A 25761-nucleotide genomic window follows, 5' to 3' on the forward strand; every position below is an offset into this window, starting at 1 on the left:
GGTTGGTCGCGGGAGGGGGAGCGGCGGACCAACCGAAAGGGCACTGCCGTGACTGATACCAGCTTCTCCGCATCCGTCCCCGCGGCCGACACCATGCAGGCCGCCGCCCCCCAGCCGGGGGATTTCCCGCTTCCGCTCCGCTCGCTGCTCGACGCGGGCGTGCACTTCGGCCACCAGACGAAGCGCTGGAACCCGAAGATGCGGCCGTTCATCTACGGCGCGCGCAACGGCATCCACATCATCGATCTCGACCAGACGACGCGCCTCTTCAAGCGCGCGTACGACTTCCTGACCGACGCCGTCGGCCGCGGCGGCCACGTGCTGTTCGTCGGCACGAAGCGCCAGGCGCAGGACATCGTGCAGGAGGAGGCCCGCCGGGCGGGCATGTACTTCGTCACGAACCGCTGGCTCGGCGGCACCCTGACGAACTTCCGGACGATCAAGCAGGGCCTCGATCGCCTGCGCACGCTCGAGCGCATGAAGGAGGACGGCACCTACGAGCAGCTGCTCAAGAAGGAGGTCGTCCGCCTCGAGAAGGAGCGCGAGCGGCTCGAGAAGTACCTGGGCGGCCTCAAGGGGATGGGCGGCCTCCCGGCGGCGATCTTCGTGATCGATCCGCACCAGGAGTCCATCGCGATCAGCGAGGCGCGCAAGCTGAACGTCCCGGTCGTGGCCATCACGGACACGAACTGCGACCCGGATCTCGTCGACTTCGTGATCCCTGGCAACGACGACGCCATCCGCTCGATCCGGCTGATCACGGCCCGCGTCGCGGACGCGTGCGTCGAGGGCGCGCAGCGCCGCAAGGATCACGGCGAGGGCGGGCAGCAGGCGGCGGGCGGCGGTCGCGGCCAGCGCGACGAGATCAACGTCTACCAGGGCGGCCGCGGCGGCCGCGGCGGCGGTCCGCGCCAGCAGCAGGCGTCGTAGCGCGGCGCGAGCCGCGACGGAGCGGCCCAGCGCTCGGGCGGCGCGGTGACGACGACGTCGCTGCTCGTCTGGGCGGTGTGGCAGCCGCGAGAGAGCAGAGAGGGCGCAGGGACAGAAATGAAAATTTCACGCCTCTGCGCCTTCTGTGCCTCTGCGGTTCGACCCGCCCTCGCTGGGCCGTTCGTGCAACAGCAGTCGGACGTGTGGTGAACGGGGGCCGCTCGGCGCGGCCTCTTCCTATCTAGGTTTCAGGTTGAAGGAGAAAGAGCCATGGCCGGCATCAATGCGCAGGCGATCAAGGAGCTTCGTGAGCGTACCCAGGCGGGGATGAGCGACTGCAAGAGCGCCCTCACGGAGGCCGAGGGCGACATGGAGAAGGCGGTCGAGATCATCCTGAAGAAGGGTCTCGCGAAGAGCGCCAAGCGGGCCGGCGCGTCCGCCACCGAGGGCGAGGTCCGCGCGGTGGTCGCGGCCGACCGGCGCAGCGCGACGATGGTCGAGGTCAACATCCAGACCGACTTCGCCGCTCGCAACGACGCGTTCCGCCAGTTCGTCGGCGACGTGCTCGCGGCGGTCGAGAAGGCGCCCGACGGCGCGGACGCGGCTCAGCTCTCGATCGGCGGCAAGTCGATCGCCGACACGGCCACCGAGCTGACCGCGCGCATCGGCGAGAAGATCGCGGTGCGCCGCTGGGATCGCGTGTCGATCCCGGCGGGCAAGCACGGCGTGGCGCACGAGTACGTGCACCTCGGCGGCAAGATCGGCGTGCTCGTGGCGGTCGAGGCGTCGAGCCAGGCCGTGGCGGAGCACCCTGCGGTGCAGAAGTTCGTCGAGGAGACGGCGATGCAGGCCGCCGCGATGAGCCCGCTCGTCCTCCGTCGCGAGGAGGTCACGGAGGAGCTGAAGGCCAAGCAGAAGGAGATCTTCGAGGCGCAGCTGCGCGAGGATCCGAAGCCGAAGCCCGAGGCGGCGTGGCCGAAGATCATCGAGGGCAAGTTCAACAAGTGGTACTCGGAGGTCGCGCTCCTCGAGCAGGAGTCGGTGGAGGCGGCCTCGCGCGGCGAGAGCGGCCAGACCATCGAGAAGCTCCTCCAGGCGGCGTCGAAGGCGGCCGGCGGCGAGCTCAAGCTCACGCGCTTCGTGCGGTACGAGCGCGGCGAGGGCATCGCCAAGAAAGAGGACGACTTCGCCGCCGAGGTGGCGAAGATGGCCGCGAGCTGACGCGGTCCGATGCGGGGGCGCCTCGCCGCCGTCTCGATCGACCTCGACGAGGTCCCGAACTACTTCGCCATCCACGGGCTCGCCGTCCCGGATCGCTCCGGGGCGGCGGCCGCGCTGAGCGCCGTCTACGACACGGCGCTGCCGCGCATCGCTGATTTCGCTGCCTCCCACGGCATCCCCGTCACGCTGTTCGCGATCGGCCGCGACCTCGCGCGCCCCGAGAGCGCGGCGGCCTTGCGCGCGCTGAGCGACGCCGGTCACGCGGTCGAGAACCACTCGTACGGGCACCGCTACGACCTCTCACGGCTCCCGCGCGCCGCGATCGCGCAGGAGGTCCTGCTGGGCGCCGAGGCCATCGCGGAGGCGGTCGGCCGGCGTCCGACGGGCTTCCGCGCGCCGGGGTACACGGTGAGCGACGCGCTGTTCGACGCGCTCGACGCGGTCGGGGTCGCGTTCGACTCCTCGGTGTTCCCGTGTCCGCCGTACTACGCCGCGAAGGCGCTCGCGATGGGCGTGCAGCGGGTGAAGGGCAGGGGATCCTCCGCGATCCTGGACACCCCGCGTGTGCTCGCGGCGCCGCGCCGGCCGTACCGGCCTGGGCGACCGTGGTACCGGCGCGGCGGCCGGCGCTTCGTCGAGCTGCCGATCCAGGTGACGCCGGGGCTCCGGCTGCCGGTCATCGGGACGAGCGTGGCGCTCGCGGGCGCGGCGGGCGCACGGCTCCTGGCGCGCGCCTGCGCCCGGGAGGTGTTCGTCAACCTGGAGCTGCACGGGATGGACTTCCTCGACCGGAGCGACGGCCTCGAGGCGCTCGCGCCGTACCAGCCGGAGCTCCGGATCGCGCTGGGCAGGCGGATCGAGGCGCTTGGGGCGTTCGTGGAGGAGCTCGCGCGTGGGGGGGCGAGCTTCGTGCGGCTGGACGAGGCGAGCCGGGAGCGCGGGCTCGTGGAGTGACCCGGGGAGCGGGACGCGGCGAGCCTGCGGCGCGGTGATCGCGGGCGACGGAGGGTAGGGGAGATGGTTGATGCAGTGCGTCGTCTGCGCCTTCCCGGCGCGTCGTGCGCGTGCTCGGGATCTCTGGCGCGCGGGGGCGACGGGCTTGCCGCATGCTGCCTCCGTGTCGTGCGCGCGTTCCAGGCGCCTGTCCGTGCGTCGCCCGGCGCCGTGCGCGCGCCCCGCGCCCGTGGTGCGCCGGCGCGACCGGGGTTGCGCGTGTTGCCCCCCGGTCTCGCGCGCGCCGCCCGCCGTCGTGGCGCCGTTGATCTCGACTGGTGCGCACGTCGCATCCCGCCAAGCGCGCCGCAGCGGCCGACCCTGCACCGCTTTCCCGGCCCCCATGCATTCGTTCGAACCGGATCGTCGCGACGTGATCTTGCGTCGCCGATGTGCCCGCTTTCCCTTCCTTGACCCTCTCCCGTAGCCTCTCTTCTCATGGCCACTTCCAAGACCAAGAAGCCCGCGCCGGCGGCATCGCCGGCCGAGGTACCGATCAGCTCACCCACCACCGTCACCCTCGACTCGCTCGCGAGGGAGCTCGGCCCCGCGGATGGCGCGTTCGCCGCGCGCACCTACGCGGGCGTCCCCGAGGAGGACCTCGTCGCCGAAGGGACGCGCATCGACTCGCAGAGCCTCATCGATGACGCCCCGCACTTCGTCGCGTCGGCGCGGCGGATACTGGGCTCGCTGTCCGAGGCGCAGCGCGGCAAGGTGCGCATGCCCGCGGCGCTCTTGCCGCTGCTCGTCGCCGAGGCGGGCAGGCTCCAGGCGATGAAGCGGTCGCACGACGCGGCGGAGACCGAGGCGGCCGGCGCGAGGGCCGCGCTCGAGGTGCAGGGGCGGAGCGCGATGCGCGACGGCATCGGCGAGCGCGATCTCTGCTACGACGGCCTGCGCAACGCGCTCGGCGCTCGCCGCATGGCGCGGGTCGACGCCGTCGTGGGGCGCGCCGACTCCCCCGAGAGCCTCGCCAAGGGCCTCGAGGCGCTCGCGAGCTTCATCGACGAGACCCGAAGGGCCGATCCGGCGCAGGACGCGAAGGTCCTCGAGGACTACGGCGTCGGCGCCGAGTGCGCGGCCGCGCTCCGCGCCACGGCGCAGCGGGTGCGCGGCGTCGCCAGCGTCCAGATCGCCGCGGGGCGACGGGTGACGCAGCGCGCGCTCGATCTGCAGGATGGACGGGTCGCGATCGTGATCGAGAAGATCCTCCGCGCCTTCCGCGCGGCGCGCCGGGTCGATGGAACGATCCTGGTCCCCGAGCTGAACAAGGCCGCATGGATGTTCGAGGCCCGCTCCGGCAGCTCCGGCAAGAAGCCCCCGTCCGCCGGAGAGAAGCCCTCGTCCGGCCCAGAGACGCCCCCGCCCGCCGCCGGCGGAGCGCCGGGCGCCGTACTGCCGGCGCAGGGAGAGACGACACCGATCCTCGGCGCCGACGGCTGAGCCTCATCCCCCAGGATCACGGGCGGCGCCGCCTGTCGCCGGCGCTTTCCACGGCCCGTATCCACGCCTTCAGCTCGCGATGAGCCGCCTCGTGACGACCATCCCGAGGACGCCGGCGAGCAGGCAAGCGACCAGCGTGATCGCGATGTTGGTGAGCCCCGCCGCCAGCGACTTGTGCTCGATGAGCCGGATCGTCTCGTTGTTGAAGCTCGAGTACGTGGTGAAGCCGCCCATGACGCCGGTGCTCAGGCTGAGGCGGAGCGTCGGTGACAGGAGCTCCGTCGTCGCGGCGATCTCTCCGATGGCGCCGAGCAAGAACGACCCGATCACGTTGACCGCGAGCGTCCCATACGGAAACTCGGCGCCGAAGCGCTGCTGGCACCACGTCGAGAGCCCGTAGCGGGCGAGGGTCCCCGCCGCGCCACCGAGACCGATCCAGAACCACCGATCCATTCGTTTCACCTTATCGCTCGAGTCGCGATCACCGTGTTCGGCGGCCGTGCCCTTGCGTCCTCGTCGCCGCTGGCCCAACGCTCGCGCGGGTGAAGCGCCGCTTCAACACGACCGGGCCGTGCCGCCCCGATCTGCACTACATGATCCCGGCCGAGAGCCGCCTGCCCGAGGCCCCGAGGCTTGTCGAGCAGATGGGGTACTTCGTCGTCCACGCCCCGAGGCAGACGGGCAAGACGACCGCCCTGCGCGCGGTCGCCGAGCGGCTCACGGCTTCGGGGCGACACGCCGCCGTCCTCTTCTCCTGCGAGGAGGGCAGCGCCGCCGGCGACGACTACGGCTCCGCCCAGCGAGCCGTCCTGCGAGAGCTCACGCGCGCGGCCCAGATCGCGCTGCCCCCCGAGCTCCAGCCGCCCCCGTTCTCCCTCGAGGGCGACGAGGGTCTCCTCTCCGCCGCGCTTACCGCCTGGGCGCGTACCTGTCCGCGCCCGCTCGCCCTCATCTTCGATGAGATCGACTCCCTGCGCGGACAGGGCCTACTGAGCGTCCTGCGCCAGCTCCGTGCCGGCTTCCCCAGCCGTCCCGAGCACTTCCCTGCCTCGATCATCCTCTGCGGGCTGCGCGATGTGCGCGACTACAAGGCCGCGAGCGGCGGCGATCCCGGGCGCCTCGGCACCGCGAGCCCATTCAACATCAAGCTCAAGTCGCTCCGGCTCGGAGATTTCTCAGAGGAGGAGCTCCGCGCGCTCTACGCCCAGCACACCGAGGACACCGGTCAGGTCTTCCTCGATGCAGCGCTCACGCGAGCGTTCGAGCTCACCGCCGGCCAGCCCTGGCTCGCCAACGCGCTCGGTAGCGAGATCGTCGAGGAGATGGCCGTCCCGCCCAGCGAGCCCATCACCCGCCCGCACGTCGAGCAGGCCAAGGAGCGCCTCATCCTTGCCCGCGCTACCCACCTCGACTCGCTCGTCAGCAAGCTCGCCGAGCCCCGCGTGCGCCGCGTGCTCGAGCCCTTGCTCGCGGGGACGTACGAGGGCGGCGGCGACACGTACGACGATGACGCCTCCTATGTCCGCGATCTCGGCCTCGTGGCCCAGGACAAGCCGCTGCGCGTCGCGAACCCCATCTACCGCGAGGTGATCGTCCGCGTCCTGTCCTCGTCGGCCGAGGAGCGGATCGACGCCCCGCCCGAGCGTTTCCGCCTGCCCGACGGCCGCCTCGCGTTCCGGCGACTGCTCCGCGCGTTCGCGGCCTTCTGGCACGAGCACGGCGAGGTGCTTGCCTCCGGGATGCCGTACCCCGAGGTCGCCCCGCAGCTCGTCCTGATGGCTTTCCTCCAGCGCGCGGTCAACGGCGGTGGCTTCATCGATCGCGAGTACGGCGTCGGCCGCGGGCGCATCGACCTGCTCGTCCGCTTTCCCTACCAGAAGCCCGACGGTTCCCGAGCCGTCCAGCGGCGCGCGATCGAGCTCAAGGTGTGGCGCAAGGGCCAGAAGGACCCGCTCCTCGAAGGCCTCGCTCAGCTCGACGACTACCTCGCACGCCTGCGCCAGAAGCGCGGGACGCTCGTGATCTTCGACGCGCGCGGGCGCCTCGCCCGAACCGCGCCCCGGTTCAGCGAGGCCACGACGCCCCGTGGCCGCCGCGTCGCGCTGCTCCGCCTGTAAAAGCGAGGGTAGACCCGAGGAGACCGTGCTCGTCGCGCGGCGCTCGCCCCGGCAGCTACTCCGCCGCCTTCCTGAACTCGATCACCCGCCCGCCCGTGCTGTCCGCCAGCGCAGGCCGGTTCACCCGCGACACCTCATCCGTCGCCACCCCCGACGCCGCGATGAACTGGCGCGCCTGCTCGTTGTCGCCGTGCGCCAGCTCGTCCGGCGTCCCCGACGCGACGACGCGCCCCTGGATCACGAGGAACGCCTGGTGCGCGATGCGGAACGTGCTCGCCATGTCGTGCGAGATCACCACGCTCGTCACCTTGAAGCGCGCCCGCGTCTCCTCGATCAGGTCGTCGACCATCCGGCTCGTCAGCGGATCGAGCCCGCTGGTCGGCTCGTCGTAGATGAGGATCTCGGGCTCGAGCATCAGCGCGCGCGCCAGGCCCACGCGCTTGCGCTGCCCGCCGGACAGCTCCGACGGCATCCGGTCCTCCTTGTTCTCGAGGCCGAGCGAGTTCAGCATGCCCACGACCTTGTCGCGGATGTCCCGCTTCGACATGTGCTTCCGGTGCTCGCGCAGCGGGAACGCCACGTTGTCGAAGATCGTCAGCGAGTCGAGCAGCGCCGCGTACTGGAACACCATGCCGAACCGCTGGCGCATCCGGTTCATCTCGAAATCGTCGAGCGCGCCCATGTCCACGCCGTCGACCCAGATGTGGCCGGTGGTCGGCCGCTCCAGCCCGATGAGCAGCCGGAGCAGCGTGGTCTTGCCGGCGCCCGACCCGCCGATGATCACCGCCGTCTCGGTCCGCCGGAGGTGCATCGTGATGCCGTGCAGCACCTTCGTCGCCCCGAACGATTTCTTGATGTCGTCGACGAAGAGGTGATCCCCCGGCTGCCACCCCGGCGGCATGTTGCCCACCTGCTGCGCCTCCGGGGGGGCCCCTCGAGGGGGGGGCTGGCTGGGCGGCCTTCTCGACATCCGCACAGTACGGTACCACGGAGGGGGCCCCGCAGGACGCCGATCGCCTTGCATCACGGTAAGGGCGAGCACGTGCTTGACGCGGCAGGGCGCGGGACGGAAACGTTGCTCATGACCGACGACCTACTCAAGGCAGCCCTCGAGACGGCAGAGGCGAAGACCGACAAAGACGGCTGGGCCGAGCTCCCTGAAGGGCGCGTGCTCACGATCTACGCCGCGCACGACGGCGTGTCGCTCCCGGTGACCAAGATCGAGGCCGTGTCGAGCGCGGGCGGGCTCCTCAGGGCGCGCAGCACCAAGGGCGAGACGTTCGTGCTCGCGCTGAAGGACGTGTTCGCCATCGCCCTCGACGGCGGCGGCAAGGGAGCCCAGGCCAGGAAAGCCGGCTTCCTCGGCTGATCGCGACGACCTTCCATGGCCCGATCGTCGAGAGCGGGAGGAGGTCCTGCGGCGCGGTCCGCCCAGCGGGCCGTCGACCTCGCGCTCGCCGAGCTGCAGCGCCGGTTCGGCCTGGGCCGCAGCCTCGCCGCCCCGGGCTGGGTGCGCGAGCGGGTCCTCGCCGTGCTCAGCGCCGTGGCCGCGCGCCACGGCGTGTCGCCGCTCGCGGCCGCCGAGCGGCTGCGGGACGACAGGGAGGCCATCGAGGAGATCGTCAGCGCGCTCCGCGTCGGCGAGACGCGCTTCTACCGCGACCCGATCATCTGGGAGGCCATCGCCACCTCGGTGCTGCCCAGGCTCCCGCCCGACCTGCCCGTCGCCGGCCTCTCGGCCGGGTGCAGCACCGGCGAGGAGGCCTATACCCTGGCGATGGTGCTCGCGAGCGCGGGCCGCCGCTTCAGCGTGCTCGGGGTCGACCGCGCCGCTCCGGCGATCGAGGCGGCGCGCGAGGCCGTCTACTCCGCCGAGGCCGTCGACCAGCTCCCCCCGTCCTTCGTTCAGCGGTACTGTGAAGAGAAGGGCGGCGCGCTGCACGTCGGCCAGCAGCTCCGCGACGTCGTGTCCTTCGAGGTCTGCGATCTGGTGCACGCCGTGCCGAGCGGCGGGTTCCAGATCATCTTCTTCAAGAACGTGCTCCTGTATCTCGCAGAGCCCGCCGGCGACGCGGTGGCGCGCCGCCTCGCGGCCGAGCTCGGCCCGGGCGGGCTCCTGTTCTCCGCCGCGAGCGAGGCGCCGCGCCTCTGCGGCGCCGGCCTCACGCCGGTCAAGGTGAACGCGCACGTCACCGCCTTCCGCGCCCCGGGCGCCTGAGAAAGCAGAACGACACCGCATGAGCGTCGACCTCTCCCCCACGTCCAGGCCCAGCGGGCTCGTCGAGCTCCGCGCCGCCTATGCGCGCGAGCGCGCCGAGCTCGATCGCACGGCGCCGAGCGGCCCCACGCCGGCCGCGGATCCGGCCGCCGTCGGGGTCGCCCTTGGGCGGCGCCACGCGCGCCTGCTCGACGATCTCCTGGCGCGCCTCTTCCACCTGCTGCGCGAGTCCGGCGGGCCCAGCCGCAAGGAGTGGGACTCGGTCGCGATCGCCGGCGTCGGCGGCTACGGCCGCGGCGCTGTCGCGCTGCGGAGCGACCTCGATCTGCGCATCCTCGCCCACAACGCCCAGCGCGCCAGCGCCATCGCGGACGCGCTGCTCTACCCGCTCTGGGACATGGGGGTCGCCGTGGGGCACCAGGTCGTCACCATCGACGACCTCATCGACGGCGCGCGCGAGGACCTGCCCACCGCGACGAGCCTGCTCGACTGGCGGCACGTCGTCGGCGACGCGTCGCTGTCGGAGTCGCTCTGGCAGCGCGCCTCGTCGGGCATCTTCGCGCACTCGGAGCTGCCCCGCTTCATCGAGCGGCTCGGGAAGGAGATCTCGCAGCGGCACGAGCGCTTCGGCGGCTCGGTCTACCTCCTGGAGCCGGACGTGAAGAACGGCGCGGGCGGGCTGCGCGATCTCGACGTCGCCCGATGGGCCGCGAAGGCGCGCTACGGCGTCGGCGAGTTCGACGCGCTCGTCCGCTTCGGCGCGCTCGTCGCCCGCGAGGCAGAGGAGATCCGGAGCGCCGCGGAGATGCTCTGGCGCATCCGCAACCTGCTCCACGCCCACTCCGGGCGGAGGACCGACCGGCTGACGTTCGACGAGCAGGAGCTCTGCGCGGGCGCGCTCGGCTACAGCAAGGGCGCCGGTCCGGCCGACGCCGGCCGGAAGGGCGCGCCGCCCCCCGGCGAGGGCGCCGTGTCGCCCGAGGCGATCGAGCGGATGATGAGCGACTACTACCGGAGCGCCCGGACCATCTCGCGTTCCCTCGACATGATCGTCTCGCGCGCCACGCCGACGCTGACGCGGCGCCGCCGCCGCGACGAGGACCTCGGCGCCGGGGTCCGCCTCTTCGACGGCTGCATCACGATGAGCGATCCGGATCTGCTTCGGACCGATCCGGCGATCGCGCTGCGGCTCGTCTCCGAGGCCGTCGAGCGCGGCGTGCCGCTCTTGCCGTACGCGCGCGGCGCGATCGTCCGCGCCGCCGGCGATCCGGCGTTCTGCGCGGCGCTCCGCGAGAGCCCCGAGGCCGCCGAGCGGTTCCGGACCCTCGTCGCCACGTGCAAGGAGACGGAGCTGCAGAGCGGCTCGGTCGTCCGCGAGCTGCACGACCTCGGCCTCCTGCTCGCGATGATCCCGGAGTTCTTGCCGGTCGTCGGGCGCGTCCACCACGACGTCTACCACGTGTACACGGTCGACGTTCACTCGGTCGCGGCGGTCGATCGGCTGGCGGCGCTCGTGCGGGGCGAGCTCGCGGGCGAGTTCGGGCTCGCGTGCCGGCTCGCCGCCGAGGCGACCCGGCCGACGATGCTGTTCTTCGCCACGCTCCTGCACGACGTGGGCAAGGCGATCGGGGGCACCGATCACAGCGGGCGCGGCGCCGAGATGGCCCGGAAGATCCTGGCGCGCCTCGGCTTCCCTCAGGAGGACATCGACGAGGCGTGCCACCTCGTGCTGAAGCACCTCGTGATGTACCTCATCGCGACCCGGCGCGATCTCGATGATCCCGCGACGATCTCCGAGTTCTGCCAGGAGGTGCACGGCCGCGAGGGGCTGCGCGATCTCTACCTGCTCACGGTCGCCGACATCTCGACCACGAGCCCCACGTCGATGACGTCGTGGAAGGCGCGCATGCTCGACGAGCTGTACCTCTCCGCGGACAGGGCGCTGCGCGGCGCGCGCGAGGACGCGGGATCGTTCGACATCGACGATCAGCGCATGGCCCGCGCGATCAGCGGCACGGTCGGCGCCCTCGAGGACCTCCCGGCCGCGAGCGAGGCCGAGCGGCGCGCGCAGCGGGATTTCCTGGCCCGCTACCTCGCGTCGATGCCCGAGCGCTACCTGCTCGCGAACAGCCCGGCCGCGATCGCCGCGCACTCGGAGCTCGCGCGGCAGCAGCAGTCCGGCGCCAACACCGTCTCGGTCGCGCTCGTTCCGTCGCGCCACCCGGAGGCCGCGGAGGTCTGCGTGGTGGCGCCGGATCGCCCCGGCTTGCTCGCGGCGATCACGGCCGCGCTCGCGGCCTCGCGCCTCGAGGTCCACGCGGCGCAGATCCACTCGCGCGCGTGCGACGACGAGGGGATGGACGACGGCGGCGTGATCCGCGCGAGGGCGGGCTCGTCCCCGCCCGCCGGCGTGCGCCTGCAGGCCGTCGACCTGTTCTGGGTGCGCGACCGCGGCGAAGGGGTAGGGGGGGTGGCGCGCGCCATCCCGAAGCTCGTGACCGACATCCAGGCGGTGCTCTCGGGGCAGCTCTCCGGCGCCGAGCTCGCCAAGAAGCGCCGGGGCGGCGCGCTGCGCGAGCGCCCGACGCCGAAGGTCCGGACGCAGATATCCATCGACGATCGCGCCTCGCACCACACGGTGATCGAGGTCCTCACGCGCGATCGCCCCGGCCTCCTGTTCGCGATCTCGGACGCGCTCTACCAGCTCGGCCTCTCGATCTCGGTCGCCAAGATCAACACGGAGGGGACGCGCGTGGCCGACGTGTTCTACGTGAGCGACGCGGACGGGACGAAGATCGCGAACGGCAAGCGGACGCAAGAGGTGGAGGAGCGGCTGCACGCGGTCCTCCAGGGCCTGGACGGCGAAGGGAGTGTCGGATGAACGAGAGGTGGTTTACGCGCGCGGTGTGGACGACGACGGCGAGGCCCGCCGCGCAGCGGGTCCTCGGGACGATGGCGCTCGCCGCGTGCCTCGCGGCGTGCGCCCTTTCGTGTGGTGGAGCGCAGGAGCCCCAGCGCGACCCGCTCCTGGCCGATCCGCCCGAAGGCAGCGACGCGGCGGCTTCGAAGGGCGCGTCGTCCACGGCGCTGGACCGGGGCATCGCGTACATCAAGAACGAGAAGTACGAGGAGGCGAAGCAGCACCTCCTCCAGGCGATCGAGCACGAGCCGGGCAGCGCCGAGGCGCACTACTACCTCGGCCTCGCGAACGAGAAGACGAACGATCGCGCCGGCGCCGAGGCGTCGTACAAGAAGGCGCTCGCGAGCGATCCCAAGCTCGAGGCCGCCGCGCTGAACCTGGCCGCGCTCTACCTGGACGAGCCGCCTCGGCCGGACGAGGCGATCGCGGTGCTCTCGAAGGCGATCGAGCAGGCGCCGGACCGGGCGGCGCTCCACCAGAACCTGGGCTACGCGTACGGGCTGAAGGGCGACGTCGCGAACGCGAGCAAGCACTACGAGGCGGCGCTCAAGGCCGAGGACACGGCCGCCACGCGCTTCGCCTACGGCGCGATGCTGTTCGAGGCGAAGGTGCTCGACCGGGCCGCGGCCGAGCTCAGGAAGGCGCTCGCTGCGACCGGCGACGACGTGGCGACGATCGCGACGATCGGGCGGATGCTCGGGCCGGCGAAGGCCTACGCCGATTGCGTGGCGGCGTTCGACCGCGCCATCAAGCTGAAGCCTGAGGCCGAGTTCCACGTGCGCCGCGGGACGTGCCGCCACGAGCTCGGCGACGAGCCGGGGGCGCGCGCCGACTACCAGGCGGCGATCAAGGTGGACCCGCGGTTCGCGGCCGCGCACTACTACCTGGGCCTGTCGTTCCTGGCCGAGCGCAAGCCGCAGAGCGCGATCGCCGCGCTCACCGAGGCCGGGAAGCACGGCGGCGACACCGAGATCGGCAAGCGCGCCCGCGCCAAGGTGAAGGAGCTCAGCGCCAGGCTGAAGTGATGCGCGGCCGCCGGCTCACGCGCCGAGCAGCGCGATGAGCCTGTCGAGCTCGTCGAGCGAGCCGTAGGTGATGCCGAGCTCGCCGTGGCCGCCCTGGTCGCGCACCTCGACGCGGGTCCCGAGCCGGCGCGCGAGCCGCGCCTCCAGGTCCTTGATCGCGGGCGACTTCCCGCCGCGCTTCTTCTCGCCCGGCTCCTCGCCCTCGGCGGCACGGAGCTCCTTCTCCTTCGCCGCCTTGATCAGCGCCTCGACCTTGCGGACGGGGAGCTTGCCGTGGACGGTCCGCTCCGCGACGTCGGCCATCACCTTGTCGCTGGGCGCGCCGAGCAGCGCGCGCGCGTGGCCCTCGCTGAGCTCGCGCGAGATGACCATGGTGCGGATCCGCGGCGGCAGCCGGAGCAGCCGGAGCGAGTTGACGATCGTCGTGCGGTCCTTGCCGACGCGCTCGGCGAGGGTCTGGTGCGTGTAACTGTGCTCGCGCAGCAGCCGGTCGAACGCCTCGGCGATCTCGATCGGGTTGAGGTCGGCTCGCTGCACGTTCTCGACGAGCGCGAGCTCGAACGCCTCCTTGGGGGAGACGTCCTTGACGACGACGAGCACCTCCCTGAGCCCCGCGCGCTGCGCGGCGCGCCACCGCCGCTCGCCCGCGATGAGCTCGAAGGCGTCGTTCCCCGCCTGCGTCCGGCGCACGATGAGCGGCTCGATGAGCCCGTGCTCGCGGATGCTGCCGGTGAGCTCCTCCAGCTCGGTCTCGTCGAAGTGCTGCCGCGGCTGCCCTTTCTGCGGGACGATCTTCTCGATCGCACACACGAACACGCTGCGCCCCTCGGCCGCGGTCGCTGTCGCCGGCGGCGCCGCCGGGAGCAGGGCGTCGAGGCCCCTTCCGAGCGCGCGCCGCGCCCCTTTCTGATCGGCATTCATGATCTGGGTCGTGCGTCCCTCGCGCGCTCTCCGGGGTTCTGCGGGGGCGAAGGCTCGGCCGGCGGCTCCGCCTCGGCGGCGTCCCCGCGCGGCCGCTTCTTCGTGTCTGCCGCGGCGGCGGGCGGGCCGTCCAGGATCTCGCGCGCGAGGCTCAGGTAGCCCTGCGCCCCCTTCGACTGCGCGTCGTAGAGCAGCGCCGGCTTGCCGTGCGACGGCGCCTCGCTGAGCTTCACGTTGCGCGGGATGATGGCGTCGAAGACGCGGAAGTGCGCCTTCACCTCGTCGGCCACCTGGTGGGTGAGCGAGTTGCGCCCGTCGTACATCGTGAGGACGACGCCCTCGACCGTGAGCTCCGGGTTGAAGGCGCTCCGCACCCGGTCGATGGTCGCCATCAGGTGCGTCAGCCCCTCGAGCGCGTAGTACTCGCACTGGAGCGGCACGAGCACCCGGTGCGCCGCGGTGAGCGCGTTCAGCGTCAGGAGCCCGAGCGACGGCGGGCAGTCGAGCACGACGTAGTCGTAGCCCGCGAGCTGCGGGCGCAGGGCGTTGCGCAGCCGCACCGCGCGGTCGTCCGCGTCGACCAGCTCGAGCTCCGCCGCGACGAGGTCCTGGGTGGCGGGCACCACGCCGAGGAGCGGCACCTCGGTCGGGACGATCGCGTCCTTCAGCGACGCGCGCCCGATCAGGACGTCGTAGAGGGACAGCTCGAAGCTCCCGCGCCGCACGCCGACGCCGCTCGAGGCGTTCCCCTGCGGATCGCAGTCGACGAGCAGCGTACGGCACTCTGCCGCGGCGAAGCTCGCGGCCAGGTTGACCGAGGTCGTGGTCTTGCCGACGCCCCCCTTCTGGTTGGCGACGGCGAAGATGACAGGCGAAGGCTTGGGGGCGGAGCCGGGCTTGCCGGGCGCGCCCCCCTCGTTGGGCGATGGCATCGTGCTGTGTCGCGTCCGACCAGGCTGCTTACACGACCCCCATCGGCACGTCGAGAGAAGCGGGCGCCTCGACACAAACGTTTGACCGAGCGTGCGGGTCTGTCCTGCGGTCGGCCCAGCGCGCGGACCCAGCGCGCTGCCGCCGCGGGCGTCCCAGGCCGCCCTGGACGCTGGGCTGCGGCGCCCAGGACTCGCCCTGGACGCCGGGCTGGAGCGCCCTCGGGGGCGTGACCCGCGCGGGGCGTCGTCACCCGCTCGCCGCCATCCCATCGATCGCTTGCCGGATTGTTGGCCTGAACGGCCGGGATATCTACAGTGCCCACATGTCGCTTGATGTAGGCAAAGGTGGCCGAACGGCGAAGGCATGGGCGCGCGGTCGAGCCTCGAGGCGAGGCCGCTGCTTCGGCCTCGGCGGGGCGCTGCTCGCCTGCTGCGACCCGGGGCCCGTCGACCGGGTCCTTGCTCGCGCCTTCTGGGGCGACGGGCGCGGCCCTGCGCCGCTCGCCCCTGCCCAGGTCCTCGTGCTTTCGCCTTCGCTTCAACGCAGGTCGGCGATCGGCTCGCGCCGTCGTCCGCCCTCGACCTCGAGTCGCGGGACGACGTCGACCGCCCCTTGATCACGGACGTGGTGCCCAGCTTCGCCGAGCAGACCGACGCACCGACGTCGCCTCGGCACATGTGAGGAGGACAGATGCCGCTTCCCAGGTCGTATCAGAGCTTCTCAGAGTTCGAGCGGGAGATTCTCCGCCCGAGCCGTGTCGGCTTCTCGCTCGAGGACATCGTCGAGGAGGAGGGGTCCTTCGACGCCGAGCTCGACTTCGACAAGGACCCCTTCGACGTCTCGGACGACGACTGAGCGCGGCGGCGCGGCGGCGTGGTGTGCGGCATGGCTTCAACGTCCTCGCACGTCCTCGCGGTCGCGCTCGGCGCTGCTGCTCCGTCGCATCACCAGCGCCGGCGCTGCGCGGCGCTGAACATCAGCTTGCACGATCCCTCCCGGGATCCGAGCCCCGGCGGCCGCCTCTCCGCCGGGGCTCCTTTTTTTTAAAGCAGCGTCCTGTCGCTCGTCTTGACCCCCCCAGCGACGCGTGGCACGAGTGCCGCCCTTCGAAAAAACCGCCATGCAAGTCAACGTCGAAAAGCTTTCTCCCGTGCTGATGGAGTTTCAGGTGGAGGTCCCCGCGGACCGGGTCCGGAGCGAGGTCGACAAGGCCTATACGGCGCTCCAGCGGACGGCCCGGGTCCGGGGCTACCGGCCTGGCAAGGCGCCGCGCCAGGTGCTCGCGCACCTCTACGGCGGCCGCATCCACGCCGATGTCGCCCAGCGGCTCGTCGACGCCACGCTGAACCAGGCGCTCGCCGACAAGCAGGTGCAGCCCCTGTCCCAGCCGGCGATCGCGCCCACCGAGCTCCGCCCTGACGACGCGTTCTCCTACAAGGCCCGCTTCGAGGTCCGCCCCGACATCGCCGAGGTGAAGTGGGAGGGCTTCGAGGTGAAGCGCCCCTCGACCACGCCGAGCGACGAGATGATCGACGCCGAGATCACCGCCCTCCGGCGCGAGCACTCGACGCTGCAGGCGCCCGAGCCGGAGCGCCCCGCGGCGAAGGGGGATGTCGCGACGATCGCGTTCACCCTCGAGGTCGGCGGCGCGCTGCGCGACACGAAGGAGCAGGAGATCGAGACCGAGCTCGGCAGCGGCCAGGTCTTCAAGGAGATCGAGGACGCCCTCGCCGGGATGACGCCCGGCCAGTCGAAGGACGTCTCGGTCACGTTCTCCGAGCAGCACTCCAACGCGGATCTGCGGGGCAAGCAGGCGACCTTCCACATCACGTTGAAGGATCTGCGGGAGCGCATCTTCCCCGAGGTGGACGATGAGTTCGCGAAGGACTGCGGCGACGAGAGCCTGTCCGCGCTCCGCGAGTCGCTCCGCAAGAAGCTCGAGAAGGAGCTGACGCAGCGGGCGAGCGACGCCGTCGCCGAGCAGCTCGTTGTGGAGCTCTGCAAGGCGAACCCGATCCCGGTCCCGCCGTCGCTCGTCGATCAGCAGGCGCAGCTCGCCGAGCGCGAGCTGCTCGCGACGGCGCGGAGGCAGGGGCAGCGCGTCGATCCTACGCCGGAGTTCCGCGCCCGCGTGCGGCTCGACGCCGAGATGAAGGTGCGCGCGGGCCTGGTCATGGCCGAGATCGCGAAGGCGAAGGCGGTCAGGATCACCGAGGCCGACCTCGAGAAGGGCTACGAGGAGCTCGCCGAGCAGACCGGCAAGAACGTGGCGAAGATCAAGGCGGAGTACCGCGAGCCCCAGAAGCGCGAGCTCTTCGCCGGGATGATCCTCGAGGACAAGATCCTCGACATCATCGAGGCTGCGGCGAAGGTCGCCGACGCGAGCTAGCTTCGTCCAGCAGCGGTCCGGCGCGGAATGGCCGGACTCCTGCCCCGCACGCCGGCGCCTCAGCTCTGCTGCGCCGGCGTGCGCCGTTTGTCCAGGTCGCGCCTCTCGCGCTCTCGAGCGACGTCGGGCGCGCGCGGGCCGGATCGAGCGGGCCGCGGCGCGCCGCGTGTTCCGTGCGCCGCGCGGCGAGCGGCCGATATTTCCGGTAACCTCGGGCGCGTTCGGTCTTGCGATCGGACGCAGTCTGGCCCAGGAGTAGAGCCCCTGCCGCGCGGCAGCGAACCCCCCGGAGCACCGGATGACCCGACGAGTCGAAACCCGCACCCAAGCCATCGAGTTTCTCGAACGCGAGAAGGCCTACATCCTCCCGACGGTCACCGAGGTGACCCACCGCGGCGAGCGGGAGTGGAACATCTTCAGCCGTCTCCTCAAGGATCGCATCGTCTTCATCGGCACGGAGATCGACGACTTCGTCGCGAACGCCGTGATCGCGCAGTTCCTCTTCCTGGAGAGCGAGGATCCCGAGAAGGAGATCCAGGTCTACATCAACAGCCCGGGCGGCGTGGTGACGTCGGGGCTCGCGATGTACGACACGATGCAGTACGTGCGTTGCCCGGTGTCGACGATGTGCATCGGCCAGGCCGCGTCGATGGGCGCCGTGCTGCTCGGCGCCGGTCGCAAGGGTCGGCGCTTCGCGCTGCCGCACGCGCGGATGATGATCCACCAGCCGCTCGGCGGCGCGCGCGGCCAGGCGACGGACATCGAGATCCAGGCGCGCGAGATCAAGAAGATCAAGGAGACGCTGATCGACATCCTCGTCGACGCGACCGGCAAGAACCGGGACGAGCTGGCGAAGGACATCGAGCGCGACTTCTACCTGAGCGCGACGCAGGCCAAGGAGTATGGCCTGATCGACGAGGTCTTCCCGAAGCGGAACAAGTAGGTGGCCGCGCCGCCGCGTCCGGCGGGCGTGCTCGGGGTGAAGGCCGGCGCGGCGTCGCCCCGGGCCGCGCCGCGGCGCGGCGTGGCGACGCCGTGCCACGCCCCACCGCTGTGGCGGGCGGGGCATTGCGCGCGGGCGCGCAGCAGCGGAGCACGCAGGCCCGGCGCCTCACGCGCCGCGCTGCGCTCGCTCGATCCGCTGCTTTTCGCGTTTTTCGCGCGATGCGCGGGCGTGTCGGCGGCCGACTGCGGGGCGCCATCGGGTGATTCCCTGACTTCGGCCACAGGCTGGAGACCACCCCCGTTAGCTTGCGACGGTACGGGCACCGCACTAGAATCCGAGCGCGGCGTTTGGCTGCGCATCGCTGAAAATACAGGGGACGGTGGAAGCCGTTCCCGCCGCAAGTTGGAGGGGCCGCCGCCGCGGCGGGACCCCACCTCTCATTGAAGCGGTAGCGTCGGCAGACCGCACTGAGGGTCGAAGTGGAGCGAAGGCGGGACGATCACTCGAATGGCAATCTAAGCTGCTCTTTCTGCGGCAAGTCGCAGAAAGAGGTGAAGAAGCTCATCGCGGGCCCCACGGTGTACATCTGCGATGAGTGCATCGGGCTGTGCAATGACATCATCGCGGAGGAGGTCGAGAAGGACGAGCCGTACGCGGGGTCGACCCCGGTGCCCAAGCCCGCCGACATCAAAGCGACCTTGGACGAGTACGTCGTCGGCCAGAACCGCGCCAAGAAGATCCTCGCTGTGGCGGTGCACAACCACTACAAGCGCATCGACAGCCGGGTCTCCTCGGACGACGTGGAGCTGTCCAAGTCGAACATCCTCCTGCTGGGGCCGACGGGGTCCGGCAAGACCCTGCTCGCGCAGACGCTCGCCAAGATCATCAACGTCCCCTTCGCCATCGCGGACGCGACGACGCTGACCGAGGCCGGGTACGTCGGCGAGGACGTCGAGAACATCATCGTCCAGCTCCTGCAGAACGCGGATCACGACGTCGAGCGCGCGCAGCGCGGCATCGTCTACATCGACGAGATCGACAAGATCAGCCGCAAGAGCGACAACCCGAGCATCACCCGCGACGTCTCGGGAGAGGGCGTGCAGCAGGCGCTGCTCAAGATCATCGAGGGGACGATCGCCAATGTCCCCCCGAAGGGCGGGCGCAAGCACCCGCAGCAGGATTTCCTGCAGGTCGACACGACGAACATCCTGTTCATCTGCGGCGGCGCGTTCGTCGGGCTCGATCAGATCATCCAGCGGCGCATCGGCCAGAACACCCTCGGCTTCGGCGCGGACATCAAGGCGAAGAAGGACTTCAAGCTGGGCGACCTGCTCAGCGTGGTCCAGCCGGAGGACCTCCTCAAGTTCGGGCTCATCCCGGAGTTCATCGGGCGCCTGCCGGTCGTGGCGACGCTCCACGAGCTGAACGAGGAGGCGCTCATCGACATCCTCACGAAGCCGAAGAACAGCCTGGTCAAGCAGTACCAGAAGCTCTTCGAGATGGACGGGGTGAAGGTCAAGTTCACCCGCGGCGCGCTCGTGGCGGTGGCTCGCCAGGCCCTCGAGAGGAACAGCGGCGCCCGCGGTCTTCGCGCCATCCTCGAGTCGGCGATGCTCGACATCATGTACGACGTCCCGTCCCGCACGGGGATCAAGGAGGTCGTCGTCAGCGAGGACGTGATCGTGAAGCACGAGCCTCCGCTCATCGTGTACACGAAGGAGGCGGAGCTCGCGTAGCGCTCGCCCCCGGGGGGCGGCGGGCCGGGGCGCGAGGCCCGGACCGAGCTGCGCCCTCGCCCCCGGAGGCCCCTCCGAGCGCGCCGGCGCCGCGTGTCCCTGGAGGGCAGCGGGGCGAGCCGGCGGAAGTTCAGCATCAGATCAAGGCATTTGTGACAACCGAGGCGGGGGTGCCCCGACCTCCCGATACTCCCGGAAAGACGGCGGATGTTCTTCAAGAACGACAGTGATCGCGGCAAGAACGCACCCGAGCGCGGGATCGTCCCGTTGCTCCCGCTTCGCGACATCATCGTCTTTCCACACATGGTCTCGCAGCTGTTCGTCGGGCGCGAGCGCAGCATCGCCGCGCTCGACGAGGCGATGAACCGCGGCAAGGAGATCTTCCTCGCCGCGCAGCGCAACGCGAAGACGAACGATCCGACGCCGGACGACATCTTCGGCGTCGGATCGGTCGGCGCGATCATGCAGCTGCTCCGCCTCCCGGACGGCACCGTCAAGGTCCTCATCGAGGGCAAGCGCCGGGCGCGCATCCGCCGCTACGTCCAGAGCGATGCGTACTTCCTGATCGAATACGACGAGATCGTCGAGAGCTCGGTCGCGAGCGTCGAGGTCGAGGCGCTGATGCGCTCGGTCCAGTCGACGTTCGAGATGTACGTCAAGCTCAACAAGAAGATCCAGCCCGAGGTCCTGATGGCGGTGCAGGCCATCGACGAGGCCTCGCGGCTGGCCGACACCATCATCGCCAACCTGCCGACCATCAAGCTGACCGACCGGCAGGCGCTGCTCGAGATGGAGGAGCCGCAGAAGCGGCTCGAGCGTCTCATCGAGTTGATGCAGGCCGAGATCGAGATTCTCCAGGTGGAGAAGAAGATCCGGAGTCGCGTCAAGAAGCAGATGGAGAAGACGCAGAAGGAATACTATCTCAACGAGCAGATGCAGGCCATCCAGAAGGAGCTGGGCGGCGGCGAGCGCGACGAGTTCAAGAACGAGATCCAGGAGATCGAAGAGGCCCTCAAGACCAAGCGGATGAGCAAGGAAGCCGCCGCGAAGGTCAAGAAGGAGCTCAAGAAGCTGAAGATGATGCACCCCACGAGCGCCGAGGCGACCGTGGTGCGCAACTACATCGATTGGATCCTGGAGCTCCCCTGGTACGACAAGAGCGAGGAGCGTTATGACCTCGTCGAGGCCGAGCGGATCCTTGATGAGGACCACTACGGCCTCAAGAAGATCAAGGAGCGGATCCTCGAGTACCTGGCGGTCCAGGCGCTCACGAAGAAGCTCAAGGGCCCGGTGCTCTGCTTCGTGGGGCCGCCCGGCGTCGGCAAGACGAGCCTGGCGAAATCGATCGCGCGCGCGACGGGGCGCAAGTTCGTGAGGCTGTCGCTCGGCGGCGTGCGCGACGAGGCGGAGATCCGCGGCCACCGGCGGACGTACATCGGCGCGCTGCCCGGCAAGCTGATCCAGTCGCTCAAGAAGGTCGGGACGAACAACCCCGTGTTCCTGCTCGACGAGGTCGACAAGATGTCGACCGACTTCCGCGGGGATCCGGCGGCTGCGCTGCTCGAGGTGCTCGATCCTGAGCAGAACCACACGTTCAACGACCACTACCTGGATCTCGATTACGACCTCTCCGACGTGATGTTCATCACGACGGCGAACACGCTCTCTGGCATCCCGGTGCCGCTCCAGGACCGCATGGAGGTCATCCAGCTCTCGGGCTACACGGAGTTCGAGAAGCTGAACATCGCCGTGAAGTACCTCGTGCCCCGGCAGCGGAAGGAGTGCGGCCTCGAGGACGTGTCGCTCGACTTCACGGAGGGCGCGCTCCGGACGATCATCCACCATTACACGAAGGAGAGCGGCGTTCGCTCGCTGGAGCGCGAGATCGCGAGCGTCTGCCGCAAGGTGGCCAGGCGGGTGGTGTCCGACGGCAAGGAGAAGCCGATCGAGGTCGTGGCGAAGAGCATCCCGAAGTACCTCGGCGTCCCGAAGTACCGGCTCGGCCGGCGCGAGGAGCGCGACGAGGTAGGCCTCGTGAACGGCCTCGCCGTGACCAATGTCGGGGGCGATCTGCTCCCGGCCGAGGCGACGGTGGTGCCGGGCAAGGGCAAGCTCGTGATCACCGGGCTGCTCGAGAAGGGGATGGAGGAGAGCGGGCACGCGGCGATGAGCTATGTCCGCTCGCGCCTCGACCGCCTCGGGCTCGAGGCGGACGTCTATCAGAAGGTCGACATCCACATTCACTTCCCGGATTTCGTCCGCAAGGACGGGCCCAGCGCCGGCGTCACGATGGTGACCGCGCTCGTCAGCTCGCTCATGAAGGTGCCTGTCCGGAGGGATCTCGCGATGACGGGCGAGATCACCCTGCGCGGGCGCGTGATGCCGATCGGCGGGCTCAAGGAGAAGCTGCTCGCGGCCCACCGCGGCGGAATCGCGACCGTCATCCTGCCGAAGGAGAACCGGAAGGACCTCCGGGACGTGCCGCGGCGGGTGCTGAAGGCGCTGCGGCTCGTGCTCGTCGAGCACGTCGACGACGTGCTCCGTGAGGCGCTCATCCTGCCGGACGCCTATGCGATCTTCGGGCCGCCCAAGGGCGTCCTGGAGTACCGGGACGGCGAGCTCGTCGCCGAGGCGGCGCCGGTCAAGGCGCCGCCGGCCGCGGCGGGCGAGCCGACGCCGGCCGCGCCGCCCGGCGCGTGAGCGCGGCGCCGTCGGATGGGCTGGCGGTCGCCGCAGAGACGCACTAGCTGTGCGTCGCAATGATTCGACGCGCACTGATTTCGGTATCCGACAAGACGGGATTGCTCCCGCTGGCCAGGCGGCTCGCGGAGAAGGGCGTGGAGATCCTCTCGACCGGGGGGACGCAGCGGGCGCTCGCCGACGCCGGCGTGCCTGTCATCGGGGTGGAGGCCTATACCGGCTCTCCCGAGGTCATGGATGGCCGGGTGAAGACGCTCCATCCGCGGGTGCACGGCGGCATCCTGATGCGCGGCGCGATCGACGACGAGGACCTCGCGCGGCTCGGCGGGGCGCCGATCGATCTCGTTGTGTGCAATCTCTATCCCTTCGAGGCGACCGTCAGGAAACCGGGGGTCACGCACCCCGAGATCATCGAGAACATCGATATCGGCGGGCCGTCGATGGTGCGGAGCGCGGCCAAGAACCACGCGCGCGTCGCGGTGGTGGTCGATCCGGCCGACTACGATGCTGTGCTCGCCGAGATCGACAGGCAAGGTGAGGTGTCGAGCGCCACCCGCCGCCGGCTCGCCACCAAGGCGTTTGCGCACACGGCGGCCTACGACGGGATGGTGTCCGGTTACCTCTCCTCGCTCCCCGAGGAAGGTGAGCCGAACGCGGCGGAGCGCGAGGCCTATCCGCGCTTCCTCACGCTCGCCCTCGAGCGGGCTTATCCGCTCCGGTACGGCGAGAACCCGCACCAGTCCGGCGCCTTCTATCGTGAGCGGGGCGCGGCCGCGGGGTCGCTCGCGCTGGCGGAGTCGCTGGGCGCGGGCGGCAAGGAGCTCTCGTTCAACAACCTCGTCGACGTGGACGCCGCGTTCGAGGCGGTGCGCGAGCTCGCGCAGCCCGCCGCGGTCGTCGTGAAGCACACGAACCCGTGCGGCGTCGCGACCGGCGACAGCCTCGCGGCCGCCTACCGGACGGCGCGCGACGCGGACGCCGTGAGCGCCTTCGGTGGGATCGTCGCCCTGAACCGCGAGGTCGACCGCGCTGCCGCCGAGGTGCTCGTCGAGACGTTCCTGGAGTGCGTTGTCGCGCCCGCCTATACGCCCGAGGCGCTGGAGGTGCTCCGGACCAAGAAGAACCTCCGGGTGCTCGCCACCGGCGCGCTCCTGCCCGCGGATCACCGCGAGCTGACGTTCAAGCGTGTCGGCGGCGGCCTGGTGGTCCAGGAGCGGGATGCCTCGGCGGCCGGCGAGGTGCGCGGCGGTCGGGTCGTGACGAAGCGCGCGCCGACAGAGAAGGAGATCGAGGCGCTCGATCTCGGTTGGCGCGTCTGCAAGCACGTGAAATCCAACGCGATTGTGCTCGCGATGCCGGGGCGGACGGTCGGGATCGGCGCCGGACAGATGTCGCGGGTCGAGAGCGTGCGCATCGCCTGCAGCAAGGCGGGCGAGCGGGCTCGTGGGAGCGTCCTTGCGTCGGACGCGTTCTTCCCGTTCCCGGACAACGTGGTGCTCGCCGCGGAGCACGGGATCACGGCGGTCGCGCAGCCAGGCGGCAGCGTGAAGGACGCGGAGGTCATCGCCGCGGCCGACGCGGCGGGGATCGCGATGGTGTTCACCGGGGCCCGGCACTTCCGTCACTGAGTTGGTCTGGCGCCGAGGTCCCGTCACTGAACCGCCTCGCGCCTCTGTCCCGGGATGCGTGCGCTCCCACGCCATTGCGCCGGAAGGGTGGGTCACGCTCGCAGAAAAGTTGACCTTTGCGCCTTGACTGTGATGATGGTCAACGCTGCGCCTGGGCAAAGCGCTGTGCGCGGCGCGAAGGAGCGAGCTGTGGGCGGAATCAGCGAGACGTGCAGCGTGTGCGGGACCGGATTCGAGGTCCAGTTCCGGTACCAGATGGAGGAGAAGGACGGCGGCTTCTCCTTCTTCTGCTCGCAGAAATGCCTGGAAAAGAGCCAGCTCGGCGGGCAGGGCGGCGCTGCGCTCGCCACGTGCGACGCGTGCGCGAAGCGGTTTCCACCGGATCTCGTGTCCCAGGTGCTCTACGTCGCCGGGCGCCGGCACTACGCGTGCTCGCTGGGGTGCCGGACGCAGCTGGTCCGTGAGGCGAAGGGGGTGCGGCTCGGCGACATCGCGGCGGCGGCCGCGGCGCCTGCCGAGGGAGGAACGCCGACCGGTGACGAGGCGCCGCCGGCAGGAGGCGGGTCGCGCTCCGCCGTGGCGGCAGGTGAGCCGGCGCCGCCGGCGGCTCGGGCGGGCGCCCAGGGCGAGGCGACGGGGCGGGCCGCGCCGGCCGCGTCTGTCGCTCGCCCGGCGGAACTCAAAGGGCAGGGCGCGGTCGCGGTGCCCCTGTCGCCGGCGGGGGGCGCGAAGCGGCCGGCGCAGCCGCCGCAGCGCCCGGCCGGGGTGCCTCGCTGCCTGGCCGTGTTCAACCACAAGGGCGGTACGGGCAAGACGACGACGGCCGTGAGCGTGGCGGCCGGGCTCGCGGCGCGCGACAAGCGGGTGCTCCTCGTCGACACCGACGCGCAGGGGAACGTCTCTGTCTCGCTCGGCGCGGGCGCGGAGCGGTCGCTCTATCACGTGCTCGTGATGGGGCTCCGGGTCGCGGACGCGACCAAGACGGTGCGACCGAACCTGGATCTCCTGCCGTCCAACGAGACGCTCGCCGCGGCAGAGCTCTACCTGGCAGGGCGCCAGAACCGCGACCGCGTGCTCTCGGATCGCCTCTCCGCTGCGGCGGCCGAGTACGATTACGTGGTGCTCGACTGCTCGCCGAGCCTGTCGTTGATGAACCAAAACGCGCTGGTGTTCGCCGACAGCGTGCTCGTCCCGGTCGCGTGCGACTATCTGTCCCTCGTCGGCGTCCGGCAGGTGATCAAGACGGTGAAGAACGTGAACGCGCTGCTGCATCACCCGGTGCAGATCTGGGGCGTGCTGCCGACCTTCTACGACGGCCGCGCGAAGATCGCGCGCGAGGCGGTGAGCACGATGAAGCAGCACTTCGGTGAGCGCTGCCTCGCGCCGATCCGGCAGGCGATCAAGGTCAAGGAGGCGCCCGCGCAAGGGCAGACGATCTTCGAGTACGCGTCGGGAACCCCTGCCGCGGACGACTACCTCGCGGTGGTCGATCGCATCATCGAGAGCCGCGAGCGCGGCACGGCGGGCCCCGAGGCAGGGGCGGCGCGCGACGGGACAGCGTGGAGCGTCGACCGGGGGGACGCGGCCACAGAGCGGCCGGGCGCTGCGGCGGCGGGGGCGTGAAGGGACCCGCGGACGCGG

At 70.9% G+C, this 25761-nt stretch carries 20 protein-coding genes; 16 read left to right on the forward strand and 4 right to left on the reverse strand.

The window, feature by feature from the left end; all coding sequences use genetic code 11:
• Positions 1-93 precede the first annotated feature (93 nt).
• The 4 genes from rpsB (at position 94) to WME97_RS17335 (ending at position 4587) form a co-directional block, all read left to right on the forward strand.
• Positions 94-930, forward strand: a complete 837-nt coding sequence (rpsB, locus tag WME97_RS17320; RefSeq protein WP_437555413.1) for a 30S ribosomal protein S2 — start codon at positions 94-96, stop codon at positions 928-930.
• Between the two features lie 270 nt (positions 931-1200).
• Entirely contained in the window at positions 1201-2151 is a 951-nt protein-coding gene (gene tsf, locus WME97_RS17325) for a translation elongation factor Ts (protein ID WP_437553028.1), read from the forward strand.
• Positions 2152-2160: 9 nt separating this feature from the next.
• Positions 2161-3105 (forward strand): polysaccharide deacetylase family protein, encoded by a 945-nt coding sequence (locus WME97_RS17330; RefSeq protein WP_437553030.1) that lies wholly within the window; start codon positions 2161-2163, stop codon positions 3103-3105.
• Positions 3106-3582: 477 nt separating this feature from the next.
• Complete coding sequence (locus WME97_RS17335; protein ID WP_437553032.1) at positions 3583-4587, forward strand: hypothetical protein; 1005 nt, start codon at positions 3583-3585, stop codon at positions 4585-4587.
• A 69-nt stretch (positions 4588-4656) separates the two neighbouring features.
• Here WME97_RS17335 and crcB read toward each other — a convergent pair whose 3' ends face one another.
• The gene (gene crcB / locus WME97_RS17340) at positions 4657-5040 is read right to left on the reverse strand and encodes a fluoride efflux transporter CrcB (protein ID WP_437553034.1); all 384 of its coding nucleotides are present in this window, start codon (positions 5038-5040) and stop codon (positions 4657-4659) included.
• Between the two features lie 89 nt (positions 5041-5129).
• Between crcB and WME97_RS17345 the strand changes: the two genes are divergently transcribed.
• Entirely contained in the window at positions 5130-6704 is a 1575-nt protein-coding gene (locus WME97_RS17345; RefSeq protein ID WP_437553036.1) for an ATP-binding protein, read from the forward strand.
• A gap of 55 nt (positions 6705-6759) precedes the next feature.
• Here WME97_RS17345 and WME97_RS17350 read toward each other — a convergent pair whose 3' ends face one another.
• On the reverse strand, positions 6760-7674 hold the full coding sequence (locus WME97_RS17350) for an ABC transporter ATP-binding protein (RefSeq protein ID WP_437553038.1): 915 nt from the start codon (positions 7672-7674) through the stop codon (positions 6760-6762).
• A gap of 111 nt (positions 7675-7785) precedes the next feature.
• Between WME97_RS17350 and WME97_RS17355 the strand changes: the two genes are divergently transcribed.
• Genes WME97_RS17355 through WME97_RS17370 form a run of 4 tightly spaced genes read left to right on the forward strand, consistent with a single transcriptional unit; the run spans position 7786 to position 12867 of the window.
• The gene (locus WME97_RS17355) at positions 7786-8073 is read left to right on the forward strand and encodes a hypothetical protein (RefSeq protein ID WP_437553040.1); all 288 of its coding nucleotides are present in this window, start codon (positions 7786-7788) and stop codon (positions 8071-8073) included.
• A 15-nt stretch (positions 8074-8088) separates the two neighbouring features.
• A complete protein-coding gene (locus tag WME97_RS17360) occupies positions 8089-8922 on the forward strand; it encodes a CheR family methyltransferase (protein ID WP_437553041.1) in 834 nt (277 codons plus the stop codon).
• A gap of 19 nt (positions 8923-8941) precedes the next feature.
• A complete protein-coding gene (glnD, locus tag WME97_RS17365; RefSeq protein WP_437553043.1) occupies positions 8942-11803 on the forward strand; it encodes a [protein-PII] uridylyltransferase in 2862 nt (953 codons plus the stop codon).
• Entirely contained in the window at positions 11800-12867 is a 1068-nt protein-coding gene (locus WME97_RS17370; protein WP_437553045.1) for a tetratricopeptide repeat protein, read from the forward strand. Before glnD ends, WME97_RS17370 begins: the two co-directional genes overlap by 4 nt.
• Positions 12868-12882: 15 nt before the next feature.
• Here the strand turns inward: WME97_RS17370 and WME97_RS17375 are convergent, their stop codons facing one another.
• Complete coding sequence (locus tag WME97_RS17375) at positions 12883-13788, reverse strand: ParB/RepB/Spo0J family partition protein (protein WP_437553047.1); 906 nt, start codon at positions 13786-13788, stop codon at positions 12883-12885.
• Positions 13785-14720, reverse strand: coding sequence for a ParA family protein (locus tag WME97_RS17380; RefSeq protein WP_437553049.1), 936 nt, complete (start codon positions 14718-14720; stop codon positions 13785-13787). Before WME97_RS17380 ends, WME97_RS17375 begins: the two co-directional genes overlap by 4 nt.
• Positions 14721-15411: 691 nt before the next feature.
• Here WME97_RS17380 and WME97_RS17385 point away from each other — a divergent pair.
• The 7 genes from WME97_RS17385 to WME97_RS17415 all read left to right on the forward strand — a co-directional run bounded on the left by WME97_RS17385 (position 15412) and on the right by WME97_RS17415 (position 25743).
• Positions 15412-15576 carry a hypothetical protein gene (locus WME97_RS17385; RefSeq protein ID WP_012235776.1) on the forward strand — a complete coding sequence of 55 codons (165 nt, stop codon included), beginning with the start codon at positions 15412-15414 and terminating at the stop codon, positions 15574-15576.
• Positions 15577-15841: 265 nt separating this feature from the next.
• A complete protein-coding gene (gene tig / locus WME97_RS17390) occupies positions 15842-17110 on the forward strand; it encodes a trigger factor (RefSeq protein WP_437553051.1) in 1269 nt (422 codons plus the stop codon).
• 298 nt (positions 17111-17408) lie between these two features.
• Complete coding sequence (locus WME97_RS17395; protein ID WP_012235778.1) at positions 17409-18053, forward strand: ATP-dependent Clp protease proteolytic subunit; 645 nt, start codon at positions 17409-17411, stop codon at positions 18051-18053.
• A gap of 482 nt (positions 18054-18535) precedes the next feature.
• Entirely contained in the window at positions 18536-19792 is a 1257-nt protein-coding gene (clpX, locus tag WME97_RS17400; protein WP_012235779.1) for an ATP-dependent Clp protease ATP-binding subunit ClpX, read from the forward strand.
• Between the two features lie 207 nt (positions 19793-19999).
• Positions 20000-22492, forward strand: a complete 2493-nt coding sequence (lon, locus tag WME97_RS17405; RefSeq protein WP_437553053.1) for an endopeptidase La — start codon at positions 20000-20002, stop codon at positions 22490-22492.
• Between the two features lie 59 nt (positions 22493-22551).
• A complete protein-coding gene (gene purH, locus WME97_RS17410) occupies positions 22552-24120 on the forward strand; it encodes a bifunctional phosphoribosylaminoimidazolecarboxamide formyltransferase/IMP cyclohydrolase (RefSeq protein ID WP_437553055.1) in 1569 nt (522 codons plus the stop codon).
• Positions 24121-24309: 189 nt separating this feature from the next.
• A complete protein-coding gene (locus WME97_RS17415; protein ID WP_437553057.1) occupies positions 24310-25743 on the forward strand; it encodes a ParA family protein in 1434 nt (477 codons plus the stop codon).
• The last annotated feature ends 18 nt before the right edge of the window (positions 25744-25761 follow it).

The organism is Sorangium sp. So ce367 (genome assembly GCF_051520455.1).
GTDB lineage: Bacteria > Myxococcota_A > Polyangia > Polyangiales > Polyangiaceae > Sorangium > Sorangium cellulosum_B.

Bases quoted from the DNA above. Each gene is read 5' to 3' on its own strand.
- WME97_RS17385 (WP_012235776.1), top strand. From the start codon at position 15,412: ATGCCGCTTCCCAGGTCGTATCAGAGCTTCTCAGAGTTCGAGCGGGAG.
- tsf (WP_437553028.1), top strand. From the start codon at position 1,201: ATGGCCGGCATCAATGCGCAGGCGATCAAGGAGCTTCGTGAGCGTACC.
- WME97_RS17330 (WP_437553030.1), top strand. From the start codon at position 2,161: ATGCGGGGGCGCCTCGCCGCCGTCTCGATCGACCTCGACGAGGTCCCG.
- tig (WP_437553051.1), top strand. From the start codon at position 15,842: ATGCAAGTCAACGTCGAAAAGCTTTCTCCCGTGCTGATGGAGTTTCAG.
- WME97_RS17360 (WP_437553041.1), top strand. From the start codon at position 8,089: ATGGCCCGATCGTCGAGAGCGGGAGGAGGTCCTGCGGCGCGGTCCGCC.
- purH (WP_437553055.1), top strand. From the start codon at position 22,552: ATGATTCGACGCGCACTGATTTCGGTATCCGACAAGACGGGATTGCTC.
- lon (WP_437553053.1), top strand. From the start codon at position 20,000: ATGTTCTTCAAGAACGACAGTGATCGCGGCAAGAACGCACCCGAGCGC.
- WME97_RS17380 (WP_437553049.1), bottom strand. From the start codon at position 14,720: ATGCCATCGCCCAACGAGGGGGGCGCGCCCGGCAAGCCCGGCTCCGCC.
- WME97_RS17375 (WP_437553047.1), bottom strand. From the start codon at position 13,788: ATGAATGCCGATCAGAAAGGGGCGCGGCGCGCGCTCGGAAGGGGCCTC.
- rpsB (WP_437555413.1), top strand. From the start codon at position 94: ATGCAGGCCGCCGCCCCCCAGCCGGGGGATTTCCCGCTTCCGCTCCGC.
- WME97_RS17355 (WP_437553040.1), top strand. From the start codon at position 7,786: ATGACCGACGACCTACTCAAGGCAGCCCTCGAGACGGCAGAGGCGAAG.
- glnD (WP_437553043.1), top strand. From the start codon at position 8,942: ATGAGCGTCGACCTCTCCCCCACGTCCAGGCCCAGCGGGCTCGTCGAG.
- WME97_RS17350 (WP_437553038.1), bottom strand. From the start codon at position 7,674: ATGTCGAGAAGGCCGCCCAGCCAGCCCCCCCCTCGAGGGGCCCCCCCG.
- WME97_RS17370 (WP_437553045.1), top strand. From the start codon at position 11,800: ATGAACGAGAGGTGGTTTACGCGCGCGGTGTGGACGACGACGGCGAGG.
- WME97_RS17395 (WP_012235778.1), top strand. From the start codon at position 17,409: ATGACCCGACGAGTCGAAACCCGCACCCAAGCCATCGAGTTTCTCGAA.
- crcB (WP_437553034.1), bottom strand. From the start codon at position 5,040: ATGGATCGGTGGTTCTGGATCGGTCTCGGTGGCGCGGCGGGGACCCTC.
- WME97_RS17335 (WP_437553032.1), top strand. From the start codon at position 3,583: ATGGCCACTTCCAAGACCAAGAAGCCCGCGCCGGCGGCATCGCCGGCC.